Below are 14,487 nucleotides of genomic sequence, written 5' to 3'. Positions count from 1 at the left end.
GCTGAAGTGCATCTATGAAGGTCTGCGCGGTAGCGCTCAATCTGCGGCCGGCACACGCACCCTGAGGCCAGCCTGCTCCAGAAGCGGCAGCACCGCCTCGCCGAAGTACGCGAGGTCAGGCTCGAAATCGAAGAACGTGAGCTGCACACCGTCGATGCCGGCCGCTTTCAACCTCAGCAGATCGTCGACCACACGCTCGGGCGAACCGATGATCTGGATGTTGCCGCCGAGCACGCGCTGCTCGCGCTGATGGCCCTTCCACGCTTTCGCATCGCTGCGACGCCCGGTGAAGCCGTCTACGGCGCCGAAGTCGGCATGCGATACGATCGCGTCGTAATACGCGAGCGCTTCCTTTTCTGTGGGCCGGCAGACGATGGTCGGATTGATCAGCGTGCGAACCGTGCGGCGCTCGGCTTCGGCCGCTGCGCGAACCTGGGCGGTGTGGGCGGGCAGCACTTCGAGCGCCGCGTCGATCTGCGCGCCCGCGGAGCTCGTGATGAAAATCAGGTCGGAGTGCTTCGCCGCGTACGCGACGCCGGCGGGCGAGCTGGTCGCGTTCACAAGCACTGGCCGCCCGAAACGCGGCTTCGGCGACACGAATGCGTTGCGCGTGCGATACCACCTGCCGTCGAACGTGAGGTTCGCTTCGGACGACCAGAGCTGCTGCATCACGTCGATGAACTCGCTTGCCATCTCGTAGCGCAGGTCGTGTTCAAAATGGCCTTCGCGGCCGAACATCTCCGCTTCGTCGATCGAATGGCCGGTCACCATGTTGAGGCCCCAGCGTCCGCCGGAGATGTGATCGAGCGTCGCACCGAACTTTGCCAGATGCAGGGGGTGCCAGCCGCCGTAGAGAATGTGCAGCGTCGACACGAGCAGGATGCGGCTCGTGATGGCCGCGAGCGACGCGATCGTGATGAAAGAGTCGAGCGATTCGCGCCGGTAGCGCGTGACGCCGCCGTGGCCGTCCTTGCCGAGCCACTGCGCAAGCCCGAAGACCAGATCGAAGCCGAGATCTTCCGCCTTGCGCGTGAGGCGGGCGTTGTAGTCGAAGGTCCAGTCTGTCGTGCGCGGCAGCGTCGACATCGACCAGCCGCCGCTCTGGATCGGCAGGAACAGCCCGAGCATCAGCGGCTGCGAAAGCGCCCGTGACAGCGGGCTATCGTGAAATCCGGCGGAGGACTGAGTGGACATGGAGCGCTATGAAGAAATGGAGAAAAAAGCGATCAGGTGTTGCGTACCGATGCGAGCGACGAGTACGCGCCCATCGGCGTATTGCTGAAGCCCCCGAGGCTTGCCGCATGAATCGCGTAGAAATGCAGTTCGAGCAGATTGACCGACGGCACCTGCTCCTGAGCGATTTGCTGCAACTGATCGATGAACGGTTTGCGCGCGACCGGATCGCTGACGCTCACGAGGCCCTCGATCGCCCGGTCCATTTCGGGCGTCGAATAGCCGGTTGCGTTGCTCGACGTCGAACCGGGCTTGATCGCCTTCGTCCAGTAGCGGCGCGTCACGCCCAGCTGCGGATCGGCAAACGCCGCGTACCAGTTGATCGTCGTGTCGAAGTCGTAGTCGGCGTAGACGCGGCGGTTGAAAGTCGGGACATCAGTGGGCACGAGTTCGAGCTCGACGCCGATATGGCGCAGTTGCTGCTGGATGAACTGGGCGGTCAGCACGTACTGGTTGCCGAAGGGCAGCGGCAGGTTGTTCACGCGCAGTCGAACGCCACCCTCCCCGCGCCGCAATCCGGCCGCATCGAGCAGGGCCTCCGCCTTCGCCGGGTCGTACGCGTACTGCGGCAGACCCGGCTTGAAAAAGCGCGTCTGATAGCTCGGAATCGGGCCTTCCGCCGGCTTCGCGAGGCCATACCAGACCACTCTTGCGAGGGTGTCGCGGTTGATCGCATGCGCGAACGCCTGGCGCACCCGCAGGTCCTGAAACGGCTTGCGCCGCAGGTTGAAATCCAGAAACGAGATCGGCGCGACGCCATCGAACACATGGCTCGATACGACGAAGCGCGGGTCGGTCCGCAGCCGCGCGAGGTCGGGCAGCGAGACGGCGTCGGTCGGCGCATAGCGCAGATCGCCGGATTGCAGCGCAGTGAGCCGTGTGCCTTCGTCCGGGATGATGCGAAACACGATGCGCGCGAAATGCGGCTGATTCGCCTTGTCCCAGTAGTCCGGATTGCGCTCGAGCACCACGTAGTTGCCGCGCACCCACTCCTTGAACACGTACGGCCCGTTACCCACCGGATGCGCGTTGAGCGGATTCGTCAGCGGCTGGCTGCCCGCATACAGATGCTTCGGCAGGATCTGCGTCTCGTAGCCGCCCAATGCCGACCACACGGCCGGAACCGGCGACGAAAAACGGAACACGGCCGTATGGTCGTCGGGCGTATCGACGGCATCGAGCGTCGCGAAGGTCGCGCCGCCGCGCGGATGAATGCGCTTCGTCACCTCCATCAGCGAATACTGCACATCCGCCGACGTGAACGGATGGCCGTCGTGCCATTTGACGTCCTTGCGCAGATGAAACGTGATGGTGCGGTGATCCGCCGACTCTTCCCACGACTGCGCGAGCTGCGGCACCGGCCGGAACGCATCATCGTAGGTGACGAGCCCATCGAACAGGTTCACGGAGACGATCACGGCCGGATTCGAGATATTGAGTCCTGCCACCCAGCCCGCCGGCTCCGGCACGATCACTGCCTGCAGCACGTTCGTCTGCGAACCGGTCGCCGGGACCGATGCGCCTTCCTGCGCGGCAAGCGAGACGCCTGGCAGCAACGGGCTGGCAGCGGCGGATGCGGCCATCTGAAAGAACTGACGACGGGTGATCAACTCAAGAACTCCTTATTCGCTTCGGGTTGGCGAGCTGTGTCGGCTGTGACGGCGAACGGCGCGCGATGAACGGGTAGCTCGACAGGCACGCCGTCGCGATACAGATGGCAGGACACGACGTGCGCACGGTCAACCGTGACGGGTTCGGGTGGCGCCTCGCGGCAGACGGGCTGGACGTGCGGGCAACGCTGCTGGAACCGGCAACCGGCAGGCGGCGCATAGGGATTCGGCAGCTCGGCCGCGGAAGGCGGCGGCAACGGCGCGCCACGCGCAGGAATCGATGCGATCAGCAGCTGCGTGTAGGGATGCAAGGCGTCCTGCCACAAGCGTTCGCGCGGCAGCACTTCGACGATCTGGCCGAGATACATGACCGCGATACGGTCGGCGAGATAGCCAACCGCTGCAAGATCGTGGCTGATGAAAAGGCAGGCACTTCCGCTTTCGCGTTGCAGATCGGCGAGCAGATTCAGCACCTGCGCCTGTAGAGACACGTCCAGCGCCGAGACCGGTTCGTCGCAGATCAGCACGTCGGGGTCCAGACTCAGCGCACGCGCGATGTTCACGCGCTGCCGCTGACCACCCGACAGCTCGTGCGGCATGCGCTCTGCGAGCGCAGGCGCGAGACCCACGCGATGCAGCAGTGCGTCGACCCGCGCGCGCCGTTCCGTACGCGTGCCGATGCGATGCACGTCGAGCGGCAGGGTCAGCGTGCGGCGCACGGTCTTGCGCGGATCGAGGGCGCTCAAAGGGTCCTGGAAAACCATCTGCATGCGCCTGCGCCATGGCAGGAGCTGTCCCTGGGTCAGCGCGCCGAGGTCTTCGCCGTCAAGACGCACGGTGCCCGAGTCCGGCTCGAGCAGCCGTACGATCGCTTTGCCGAGCGAACTCTTACCGCAGCCGGACTCGCCGACGAGCCCCAAGGTTTCGCCGCGCGCGACGCCTAGCGACAGTGTGTCGATCGCGGTGAGCACACCCCGCCGCGTGTGATATCGCACGCTCAGGCGATCGACCTCAAGCAGCATGGCTCCTCCTGTCGTTCAAGCGTGCAACGGCGTTGGTGTCCTCCAGCACGCAGCGGAATCCGCCCACGCCGAGCGGCCGCCATGCAGGCGCCGCCTCGCGGCAGGCGGCATGGGCGAACTCGCAGCGCGGCGCGAACGCGCATCCGCCGGATACGGCGCCGGGAGCGGGCACCGCGCCCGCGATCTCCGTCAAGCGCTCGCGCGCTGCGCTGCGACGCGGTCTCGCGGCAAGCAGACGCTGGGTGTACGGGTGGCGTGCGTCGTCGAACAGTTCACTCACGGAGCGCTCTTCGATCTTGCGGCCCGCGTACATCACCGCGACACGATGCGCGAGCTGCCCCACGACGCCGAGATCGTGCGTGATCAGCAGCAGCGCCATGCCTGTCTGCTGTTGCAAGTTGCCCAGGAGCGCAAGAATTTGCGCCTGGATCGTCACGTCGAGCGCGGTGGTGGGTTCGTCGGCGATCAGCAGACGCGGCTGGCCCGCGAGCGCCATCGCGATGAGCACCCGCTGGCGCATCCCGCCCGAGAGCCGATGTGGATGGTCGTCAATACGGCGCGCCGGCTCCGGGATGCCGACGAGACGCAGCAGTTCAAGCGATTCGCTGCGTGCCGAGCGACCCGTGAGGCCGCGATGCAGGCGCAGCGCCTCGCCGATCTGACGTCCAACCGTGCGCACGGGGTTAAGCGCGGCGAGCGGATCCTGAAAGATCATGCCGATGCTGCCGCCGCGCAGCCGCCGCCACGACGCTTCCGGCAGGCCGGAGAGATCGGTGCCGTCGAAGTTCAGGCGGTTCGCGTCGACGCGAGCGCGGTGCGTGTCGAGCAGGCCCATCAGCGCGAGCGCGGTCGTCGATTTGCCGCAACCCGATTCGCCGACGAGCGCAAGCGTTTCGCCCGGATGGATCGTCAGCGACAGGCCATCGACGGCCGGCGCGCCGCCGCGCCTTGCGTCGAATGCGATGGTCAGGCCGTCGACGTCGAGCAAAGGCGCGCCGCTCATCGCGTCCTCCTGCGATGCGGATTGGCGAGATCGTTCAGCCCGTTTCCGATCAGGTTCAGGCTCAGCACGGTCACGAGGACGGCGAAGCCCGGCAGCGCGGTCATGTACCACGCCGTTTGCAGCGCTTCACGGCCAGAGCCGATCATGCTGCCCCACGTGATCACATTCGGATCGCCGAGCCCGAGGAACGACAGCACGGCCTCGGTCAGGATCGCGTTGCCGGCAAGGATCGAGATCATCACGATCGCCGTGGTCGCGACATTCGGCAGCACGTGCGTGGCGACGATACGCGGCCGGCGCATACCGGTCACGATCGCGGCCTGCACGTATTCCGCGCGGCTCACCCGCAACGCTTCCGCCCGCACGAGGCGGGCGACCTGCGGCCAGTTCGTCAGCGTGACGCCGAGCACGATGGTCGCGACGCTCGGGCGCAGCACGACCACCATCACGATCGTGAAAAGCAGTGCCGGCATGGTCTGGAACAGCTCGGTAATGCGCATCAGCAGATCGTCGACGAGGCCGCCATAGAATCCCGCGACCGCGCCGATCAGGAGCCCGGCTAGCGTGGCCAGCAACCCTGCCGCGATGCCGATCTCGAGCGACACGCGCGCACCGTAGGCGATGCCGCTGAACATGTCGCGTCCCATCATGTCGGTGCCAAGGGGAAACGCGGGGTCCGCGCCGGGCCAGGAAAACGGAGTGCCGACCATGTCGAGCGGATCGTTGTGCGTGAAGTACGGCGCGCCGATCGCCAGCACGCAGATCGCGAGCAGCAGCAACGCACCGATGGTCAGGCTGGGCGAGTGCGACGCGAAGCTCAGCGCATGCCGCCAGAGCGGCTGTCGCGTTCGCACGGGTGTCAGCAGTGCATCGCTCATCGTTCGACCTCGATACGCGGGTCGAACCAGCCATACGCGAGATCGACGCCCAGGTTGACGAACAGTACGAGCACCGAGCTGAAGAAGAGAATGCCCAGGAGCAGGTTCAGATCGCGCGACGCCACGGCGTCGAGCGCGAGTTGCCCGAGCCCGGGCCAGCTGAACACCGTTTCGATCGCGACCGATCCGCTGAAGAGCGCGCCGAACTGCAACGCGGTCATCGTGACGATCGGCAGCAACGCGTTCGGGACGACGTGCGACACGATGGTCGCGCTACGCGATACCCCTTTGGCGCGCGCGGTTCGTACGAAGTCGAGGTGGCTCACTTCGAGCACCGAGGCGCGCATCAGCCGGGCGTAAATGGCAACGTAGTACGCGGCGAGGCAGAACACGGGCAGCACCATGTGCGCCCCGAGATCGCGCAGGTGCGCCCAGCCCGTGGAGACCACGCCGGGCGTCGCGATACCGCCCGCCGGCAGCCAGTGAAGGTGAGCAGAGAACAGCACCATCAGCATGAGTCCAAGCCAGAACAGCGGCGTCGCGAAGCCGAGCGTGGCGAGCACGGACACGGCGATGTCGATCCAGCGGCGGCGCGACACCGCGGCGACGGTGCCCGCGACGCAGCCGAACACCAGCGCGATCGCAAGCGCGCCGACCATCAGCAGCACCGTGGCCGGCAGCCGGCCGAGAATCAGCTGAAGCACCGACTCGTTGTAGCGGAACGACCAGCCGAGATCGAGGTGGACGATACGGTTCAGGTAAGCCAGAAACTGCAGCGCGAGCGGCTGGTCCGTGCCGAACTGGTGGCGCAGCGCGGCCAGATACTCGGGCGTCGCCGCGCCCGCTTCGCCCGCCATCACGTCAGCGAGATCGCCTGGTGCCAGGCGCAGCCAGAAGAAGTTCAACACGGCGATCAGCGCGACGAGCGGCAGCGCCTGCAGCAGCCGGCGCAGCGGATAGGGCCAGGCGCGACGCGGCTTGCCCGCATCGGGCTTTGCGGCGCGAACGGACAGATCAGCCATGAGCCGACACACCGACGTTCACGTCGTCGAGCGACGCATACACGCCGATCGGCGTGGTGTTGACGTTCTGCAGATTTTTCGAATAGATGCGGAAGAACTTCAGCTCGGCGAGCGAGATGGACGGCAGATCGCGTTGCGCGATCACCTGCAACTGGTGGACAGCCTGCGTGCGCTTCTCTGGATCCTGCTCGGTCTGCACGGCCTCGATCACGCGGTCCATCTCTGGCGACGCATAGCCGGACCCGTTGCTCCAGGCCGCGCCACTGATGATGTTCTTCGACCAGAAGCGGCGGACCACACCGATCTGCGGATCGGCGAACGCCGCGTAGAACACGTTCATCGTGTCGAATTCGTGCTCGGTGTAGATCTTGCGCAGATAGGTCGGCAGATCGTAGTTGACGAGCGTGACCTCGACGCCGATCCGCTTGAGCTGCTGCTGAATGAACTGGCCGGCACGCTGGAAATCTTCGCCGTACGTATGATTCAGATGGTTGAAGCGCATCCGCACGCCGTCTGCGCCGCGCGGGAAACCTGCGGCCTCCAGCAGCGCTTCCGCCTTCTGCGGATCGTATGGATACTGCGGCGTATCCGCGGTGTAGAAGCGTGTCTGGTAGCTTGGAACCGGGCCTGTCGCGGGTGTCGCAAAATCGTAGAAGACGGTCTTTGTGAGCAGCTTCAGGTTGATCGCGTGCGCGATGGCCTGACGCACCCGCACGTCCTGAAAGCGCTTCTGCCGCAGATTGAAGTCCATGAAGAACATGGGCGCATTCGAGCGCCAGCCCTTCGTGTCGACCACGAGCGACGGATTCTGCTCGAGCCGCCGCGCTTCGACGAGCGACACCGGTGTGAGCGGCGCGTATTGGACGCTGCCGTTTTGCAGCGCGATGCTGCGCGCGCTCGCATCGGGGATGATGCGGAAAATCAGTTCATCGACGCGAGGTTTGCCCTTGTCCCAGTAGTCCGGATTCTTCGCCAGGCGTATGTAGTTGCCGCGACTCCATTCCTTGAACACAAACGCGCCGGTGCCGACCGGCTTCGCGTTATACGGATTGGTAAGCGGATCCGTGCCTGCATAGAGATGCTTCGGGAAAATGAAGGCGGACGACGTATCGAGGTAAGACCAGATCACCGGCGACGGCTGCGCGAGCCGGAAGACCGCCGTGTGCGGATCGGGCGTGTCCACCGCAGTGATCTGCGCGAAAGTGGGCCGCGCGATCGGATGGACTTTCTTCGACACTTCCATGATCGAGTACTGAACGTCCGCCGAAGTGAACGGCGTTCCGTCGTGCCACTTCACATCGTCGCGCAGTTTGAACGTGATCGTGCGACGATCCGTCGACTCGCTCCACGAAGTCGCAAGCTGCGGCACTGGCCGGAACTGCTCATCGTAGGTGATGAGTCCATCGAACAGATTGCTCGATACGACATTGGTCGGATTCGCCGGCGTCGATCCCGCAGCGAGACCGGCGGGCTCGGGCAGCGTGTTGGCGACGAGCGTCGTACCCGTCGACGTTGCGGCGGCCACGGCTGGCGCGAAGTCGCCCATCAGGCCGCCACCCGCCATCGCTCCAGCCCCGACCAGGAATTCTCTACGTGTAATCATGAAATTTGAGGTCTTGTCGAATCAATTCAGGCATCCTGAATAGATGCCGTACACCGCGCGGATCGAGATGCTACAAAGCCTTCCAGGCAGACCGCTGCCCGTGGGGAGCCCCCGAGAGTGCTATTCCATAAACTGGTCTGTCTGTACAATATTTCGGAATGAAGATTCCGATTTATTCTAGGGGTTGCCCCTTGGTCGACCAACGAAGCAATTCGTATATGAAATTCAGTTCAAAACGATTCAATGCAGGCGACGCCGGTGTGCGACCGTCCGATATCTCTCCCGGGGTCAGCCAGTCATGGTGCTAACCACCAGCAATGAAGCCGTCGCGGAGCGGCGCGAGACGGAATCGGGCGCGCTTGCGCGCGGGCTCAACGTGCTCGCGCGGCTGCACGAGGCAGCGCGTCCGCTTAGCCTTCAGGAAATCGCCGACAGCGTTGGGCTTCCGGCCAGCACGTGCCACCGCCTGCTGCAGTCGCTGGACACGGCGGGCTATATCTATCGCGAAGGCGCGTTATATTGCCCCGCCCCAAAGGCCACGTGCCCGTTGCCACTCGAGCATCCGCTGAACCGGCTGCGGCGCGACACGATCCTGCTCATGCGGGAGTTGCAGGAGCGGCACGGCCCATCGGTGCTGCTCGTCGCATTTCTCGGCGACCACCGGATGACCGTGGAGAGCGTCGCGGGCAATTACAGCGTGGCGCCGTACTTCGATACGACGGTCACGGCAGCGCTGCACGCGTCGGTATCGGGGAAGATCCTGCTGAGCGACCGGACGCCGGCACAGCGCGATGCGCTGCTCGGCCCGGCGCCGTATCCTGCCAGGACCGCCGCGACAGTCAGAGACCGCGACTCGCTGTTTGCGGAACTGGAGGAAGTGCGCCGGCGCGGATGGGCGACCAACGAGAACGAGAACGTCACTGGCATCAGCGCGGTCGGCACGCGATTGTCGACGCCCTCGGGCCGAGCGTTAGGCGCGATCGTCCTCACCGGCCCGAACCGCTTTTTCAGCGACGGCAACGAGGCGATGCGTGACGACCTGATGCGCGCATCGGATCTGCTGAATTCGACCTCTCATGCCGTACGGGGGATGGCGCAGTTTCTCGGGATATAGGAATGTCCCCGCCAGCGCGTACGTCCACGAACACAGCTTTGGCTGCCTAATGAAACGTCCGGGCTGGCTGCGGCGCCACGCACCCAGCATACGGAACACCGGCTCGCTGTCCCACGCCGCGCGCTGCGTCCAGATCCACGTGCAGCGGCTTTTTCCTGCTGTTCCACTGCCATCAGTATCACCTCGATGCGGACGGCACGGTTCCGGCCTTCGGAGCGCTGCCGCCTAAAGGCATCAAGATTCCACAGTGCGATGGAGCCGCAGCGGCTCCGACCAATAAAACCCGATATTGCAATGGCCGCATGCGTGGAAGGCAATCCCGCCACTTTGGAAACCTCCTGAAAGCTTCAGGACTGGACATCGATTTGGCTGAAACTTCGTGAAGGGACGGACGCCACGTCAACACACAGCCGGTTTTCCTCGTTGGTCGATCCACAGTCGAGCCCAGCGAGCGGCGTACGCGATGGCGTGATCTGCCTCGAAAAAATAGTCGAGCTCGTCGACACTCAACGCCGGGCCGAGCGGCGAAGACCTGCTTTCGATGGTCAGGTTCGCCGCATAGAGCCCGCTCGGCAATGCGTGTGCAAACACTTCGAAGTTGTATCCCTTATATCGTATGAAGGTTCTCGTAAAGACATTCGCGGACACCAGCGCCCCTAGCACTTCATCCTGGTGCAAGAAGCACACAGTGCCAAAGAAGGCTTTGGCGATAGCAAAGCAGCACGGGCGTCAATTCGTCATCACGATGTGCTTCGCGGTGTGAACAGGATTATTCACGCTCGAATACCCAATGGGGAAACGACGGCATATGGTTTGCGTAAGTCATTATTTCCGGGCTGGCCGGATTCAGGATTACGCTGGCCTTCGATGATGTCTGCGCACGCTCTCATCGAATCAAGTCACGAAAACCACCCGCATCCCGGAGTTAACGTCTTGAGTACCTTACTGGAACACGAGGCCCCGCAGTCTTTCACGCAGCACGCGCGGCCGCCGCCGCTCACGGAATCATTGCTCGATCGCATGGTGCGCGCGCAGCGCAATATGATCGCGAGAACGCTTTCTTTGCGGATGATCTGGCTGATCTCCACGCTGCCGGATTCTTGCGTGCAAGCGTGCCGCGCGAGTTAGGCGGCCTCGGTTTGACACTGCCGCAGTTGTTGCGCGAACAGGTCAGACTCGCCTATCGTGCGCCTTCTACGGCGCTAGCCCTCAACATGCATCTCTACTGGGCAGGCGTCGCCTTGCATCCGTGGCGACGCGGCGATCATTCGGCCGACTGGATCCTGCGCGAGATCGGCGCTGGCAAGGTGTTCGCCGCGGGCCACGGCGAGCCCGGCAACGATGCGGGACTCGCGGACTCGACAGTGCGCGCAACGCCGCTCCCCGGCGGAGCCTGGCGCTTCGAGGGCCACAAGATCTTCACGTCACTGGCGCCCGCATGGGACTGGCTCGGCGTGCATGGACGCGACGACAGCGATCCAGCCAATCCGCGCAACGTGCATGCCTTCATTCGCCGCGACGCGGCGGGCCATCGCACCGAGAGCATGCCCAGTCCATGGGAGTACATGCCCATCCGAAAGTCATGTCGACGCTCTTCGTGCCGAATCGCTCCATCAGCGTTTTTGTCAGCGGCGACATGACGCCATCCAGGGCAATCGAGCCACATGCCACCCCAGCGAAGAATCGCTCCCGCGACTCTTCGTACGTGCCCTTCCCGTTCTCAACACCCATCGATTTTCCGTTCTGCTCCAGGATTGCCGGCGAGGCCGGTGGCACTGGGTCGCAGCGGTGCGTAAGCGACGTGCTTGGTGAAAGCGAGTTGTACGCTGGTCGCGCAGTTCCTCAAGGCTATATGCGCCGTCGTGGCCCTGTGCCGCGTGGGCCTCAAAGATCACGCGCTCTATTTCGCGCACGAACCCTTCAGACGCGCCCTTTGAGGAGCAGAGTTCTTCGACGAACTGTTGCGATAGATATCGGGCACGAGGAAAGGCCATACCGTCGTTCGCATCTCGACCATCGAGGCAACAGCTGGATTCATCTCCACCGCCCCAGCCAAGCTTGACCGTCGCTTCTCCGATGAGTGGACGCGCGCGAACCAAGAAGGACGGGCTGACGTCACCATCGGCCGCCCATGAGGCCTCCGAGATGGCCTCGCATCCCGCAGCAATCATGTCTGCCAGTGCCATCTTTCCTGCCCCCCGTGCGCCGATGATGGCGACCAAACCGGGATTCAGCGACACAACTTTGGTCGCGGCCCAAGGCGCATCAAATATTTGCACATCCGATATCACCTGCGACGGCATCGCACCGGTCGGCGGCTCGCGCCCCACATAGGCGCGCCCGTCTGGATCAATACAAGCTTGTTTCAGGCTATCGAATGTCAGATGCGGCGGATCTCGAAGCAGCCCGCATCCGGAACGATGCGAGGCCAACGCCCCCGCCGTCACCGTGCTGACCGAATGTTTGGGATTTATACCGCCGTGCCGCCTGTTTACCCGGCTTGCGGGTGAACCGCGCCAGAACTCTAAGAGCTCTGGCCGCACGGGCGCGCTGCGGCCATGACTACAGCGGGGCTGCCTGCGGACCAACCAGGCAACGGTCGTTCGGAGGGGCCGGTGCAAGCCCACGCCGCGGCGATGTCTTTATAGCCCGAAGCCCACAAAAAGACCCATTCTCCGCTTTTTTGTAGCCCAAGGGACACAGCGAAGCCTTGCAGGCTTGTAGCCTGCGGGCTACAACTTCCTCATTTCCAGCCAATTGTGATGCCCTGGGGCTACAAGTGACGAATCTGGCAGACGTCGGAGAGATGCTCAAGCAGGCGCGACGCGACGCGGGCCTCTCGCAAAAAGACCTTGCTGAACGCGCAGGCGTCGCCCGCACCACGCTCGCGCGCATGGAGACGCTCGCGCGGGGCGACATGAGCGTGGCGCTGCTCGTCCGGCTCCTCGAAGCGGCCGGCTACGACCTGCGGATCGTCAAGCGCGGTCACGCCCGCACGCTCGACGACGTGCTCACAGAACAGAAACAGTCCGGAGCCTGAGCATGCGCCTTCACGTCTACGTCAAGGGCAAGCCCGCCGCGCAGTTGTACCGCCATCAAGACAATTATGCGCTTCGGTACAGCACGGACGCGTCACCTGAGGACTTCGTCAGCCTGACCATGCCTGTTCGTGAAGAGCCGTGGGTGTGGCCCCGCGATTTGCACCCATTCTTTCGCCAGAACCTGCCCGAAGGATTCCTTCTTGAGGTCATTCGCGAGGAGTTCGGCCCCCTCCTCGACGGAACGGACCTGTCGTTGCTCGCCGTCATAGGCGGCGCCGGCATTGGCCGCGTGACAGTGGCGCCTGAGGGCGGCCAGCCCGGTGGTGAGTTCGACCCGCTTGACCTCAATACCCTGCTTCATCAGGACGTCTCGACCCGGCACTTCGCTGAGCTGGTGAGGTACTACGCGCGCGCCGCCATCTCGGGCGCGGTACCGAAGTTCCTGGCGCCGGAGGTTTCCTCCGCGCAAACGCCAGTCGGCAAGCAGACGCTGCGCACCAGCCGGCACATCATCAAGGGTTCCGACGAGCAGACGCCCTACCTCGGGTTCAATGAGCATTACACAATGCGGGTGCTCGCAAGGCTCGACGTCGCTCGAGTGGCAAAAACAACCATGTCTGACGACGGGCGTGTGCTGGTCGTCGACCGCTTCGATGTCGATGAAAAGGGTATGCCTGCGTACGGCGTCGAGGACGCATGCAGTCTCCTCGGTCTCCCACCGCATGAGAAGCATCGGCCCTCGACAGAGCAGGTGCTGAACGCCACGAAGCCCTACATCAGCAGCGCGAACTGGAGACAGCAGGCTGAACATTTTGGCTGGCTGATACTGACCAACTACGTTGTTCGCAACGCGGACTGCCACTCTAAGAACGTTGCTCTTCTCTACTCGAACATCGACGACGTCGTGTACACACCCGTGTCCGACATCGTGACCACCCAGGCTTACCCTCGCTTCGCCAGCAATCCACCCGGGCTTAGCGTCGACGGGCGCAAGACCTGGGCACCGGGCAAAACGCTGGAGCGATTCTTCAACATACGGCTGGGCATCCCGCCGCGGCGCTATCGCGAGATGGTCGAGGCGCTCTGCGATTCGGCCGTATCAACAGGGAAAGAGGTTGTCGAGGCCGCAAGGAACGAACCCCGATGGCACTGGATAGCGAAGCAGATGCTGCACGCGTGGAACAAGGGCATGGCGACGGTGCGAAGCGCCAAGCCACAAGCAGAGCTCAAGGGCCTCACACCTATTCTTGAGGCGGCCGGATTCTCGGATTCAGACAAGCCGGAGAGCACGAGAGACGTGATTGGACGCTCCGAGCTTCTCGCTCCTGCGAAAAAGAGCTGACCCCCGCAGGTCCGGGTTCTGGACTGCGTCGCTTTTCGGTCTGCTGCACCCGGGATTTTGGGAGGCATCCGGTGACAGTACGCACGAACACGCCGGCTTCCGCCAGGAGCTCAACAGCCTTCTCGACGGCAATGCGCAACCTCGTCGCGACGCTTTCGGCATGGGCCGCCTCGTTCGTCATCCGCAACCCTGGCGCTTGCCACGTGGTCATGAGCAGCAGCGCCTCGCCCGGTGCAACGTGGACGCCTTTCCTGCGCACAGCCGACGAAAACTGCGAAGCGTAGACGCCGCCGAGCGCCGAGCAGTATCCGTGGGTGGCGCTGTGCAGAGCCGGGGCTTTGGCCTCCCCGCTGGGCACTTTCGTCTCGCCCCCCAGTGCGTTCTGACGGATTCGGAACTCCTGCCGCATGCGCTGGTGCAGATAGTCCGCACGTTCGAGCACGGAAAGAAAATCCCAGACCGCGACACACACCGAAGTCCACTAGGCCGATGCAAAGTTCTATCGCTCAATCAGCCAGTCGGCCACCGTTTCGACGCTCACCGCCGGAATCGCGTGTCGCGTGCGCTGCCGGAGGATGTGCCTGCGAAACACATCGGCCTGCCCGATGCGCGTAGACAC

At 63.9% G+C, this 14,487-nt stretch carries 11 protein-coding genes and 1 pseudogene; 4 read left to right on the top strand and 8 right to left on the bottom strand.

The annotated features are described in order from the left end of the window. Positions 1-36: 36 nt before the first annotated feature. Genes C7401_RS27635 through C7401_RS27605 form a run of 7 tightly spaced genes read right to left on the bottom strand, consistent with a single transcriptional unit; the run spans position 37 to position 8,371 of the window. Positions 37-1,194 carry an LLM class flavin-dependent oxidoreductase gene (locus C7401_RS27635; RefSeq protein ID WP_112174608.1) on the bottom strand — a complete coding sequence of 386 codons (1,158 nt, stop codon included), beginning with the start codon at positions 1,192-1,194 and terminating at the stop codon, positions 37-39. Positions 1,195-1,226: 32 nt separating this feature from the next. Continuing rightward, the gene (locus C7401_RS27630) at positions 1,227-2,843 is read right to left on the bottom strand and encodes an ABC transporter substrate-binding protein (protein ID WP_112174607.1); all 1,617 of its coding nucleotides are present in this window, start codon (positions 2,841-2,843) and stop codon (positions 1,227-1,229) included. Further along, positions 2,840-3,865 (bottom strand): ABC transporter ATP-binding protein, encoded by a 1,026-nt coding sequence (locus C7401_RS27625; protein WP_112174606.1) that lies wholly within the window; start codon positions 3,863-3,865, stop codon positions 2,840-2,842. The genes C7401_RS27630 and C7401_RS27625 overlap by 4 nt, the downstream gene beginning before the upstream one ends. Further along, positions 3,855-4,868, bottom strand: a complete 1,014-nt coding sequence (locus C7401_RS27620; RefSeq protein WP_112174605.1) for an ABC transporter ATP-binding protein — start codon at positions 4,866-4,868, stop codon at positions 3,855-3,857. Before C7401_RS27620 ends, C7401_RS27625 begins: the two co-directional genes overlap by 11 nt. After that, the gene (locus tag C7401_RS27615) at positions 4,865-5,746 is read right to left on the bottom strand and encodes an ABC transporter permease (RefSeq protein WP_112174604.1); all 882 of its coding nucleotides are present in this window, start codon (positions 5,744-5,746) and stop codon (positions 4,865-4,867) included. Before C7401_RS27615 ends, C7401_RS27620 begins: the two co-directional genes overlap by 4 nt. Next, positions 5,743-6,768, bottom strand: coding sequence for an ABC transporter permease (locus C7401_RS27610; RefSeq protein ID WP_112174603.1), 1,026 nt, complete (start codon positions 6,766-6,768; stop codon positions 5,743-5,745). Before C7401_RS27610 ends, C7401_RS27615 begins: the two co-directional genes overlap by 4 nt. Then, positions 6,761-8,371, bottom strand: a complete 1,611-nt coding sequence (locus C7401_RS27605; protein ID WP_112174602.1) for an ABC transporter substrate-binding protein — start codon at positions 8,369-8,371, stop codon at positions 6,761-6,763. The genes C7401_RS27610 and C7401_RS27605 overlap by 8 nt, the downstream gene beginning before the upstream one ends. A 298-nt stretch (positions 8,372-8,669) precedes the next feature. On the opposite strand from C7401_RS27605, the gene C7401_RS27600 reads away from it, so the two are divergent. Both C7401_RS27600 and C7401_RS27590 read left to right on the top strand, forming a co-directional pair. After that, positions 8,670-9,485 carry an IclR family transcriptional regulator gene (locus C7401_RS27600; RefSeq protein WP_112174601.1) on the top strand — a complete coding sequence of 272 codons (816 nt, stop codon included), beginning with the start codon at positions 8,670-8,672 and terminating at the stop codon, positions 9,483-9,485. A 1,004-nt stretch (positions 9,486-10,489) separates the two neighbouring features. Beyond that, on the top strand, positions 10,490-11,125 hold the full coding sequence (locus C7401_RS27590; protein WP_373864462.1) for an acyl-CoA dehydrogenase family protein: 636 nt from the start codon (positions 10,490-10,492) through the stop codon (positions 11,123-11,125). 141 nt (positions 11,126-11,266) lie between these two features. Here C7401_RS27590 and C7401_RS46135 read toward each other — a convergent pair. Then, positions 11,267-11,869, bottom strand: a pseudogene (locus C7401_RS46135) (TrlF family ATPase); the annotation flags it as partial. A 395-nt stretch (positions 11,870-12,264) separates the two neighbouring features. Between C7401_RS46135 and C7401_RS27585 the strand changes: the two are divergent. Both C7401_RS27585 and C7401_RS27580 read left to right on the top strand, forming a co-directional pair. Next, positions 12,265-12,525 carry a helix-turn-helix domain-containing protein gene (locus C7401_RS27585; RefSeq protein ID WP_112174600.1) on the top strand — a complete coding sequence of 87 codons (261 nt, stop codon included), beginning with the start codon at positions 12,265-12,267 and terminating at the stop codon, positions 12,523-12,525. 2 nt (positions 12,526-12,527) lie between these two features. Continuing rightward, on the top strand, positions 12,528-13,868 hold the full coding sequence (locus C7401_RS27580; protein WP_112174599.1) for a type II toxin-antitoxin system HipA family toxin: 1,341 nt from the start codon (positions 12,528-12,530) through the stop codon (positions 13,866-13,868). The last annotated feature ends 619 nt before the right edge of the window (positions 13,869-14,487 follow it).

Source organism: Paraburkholderia unamae (genome assembly GCF_003268775.1).
GTDB lineage: Bacteria > Pseudomonadota > Gammaproteobacteria > Burkholderiales > Burkholderiaceae > Paraburkholderia > Paraburkholderia unamae.
Note: the sequence above shows the minus strand (reverse complement) of the source record. Positions and strands in the feature narration are given on the sequence as shown.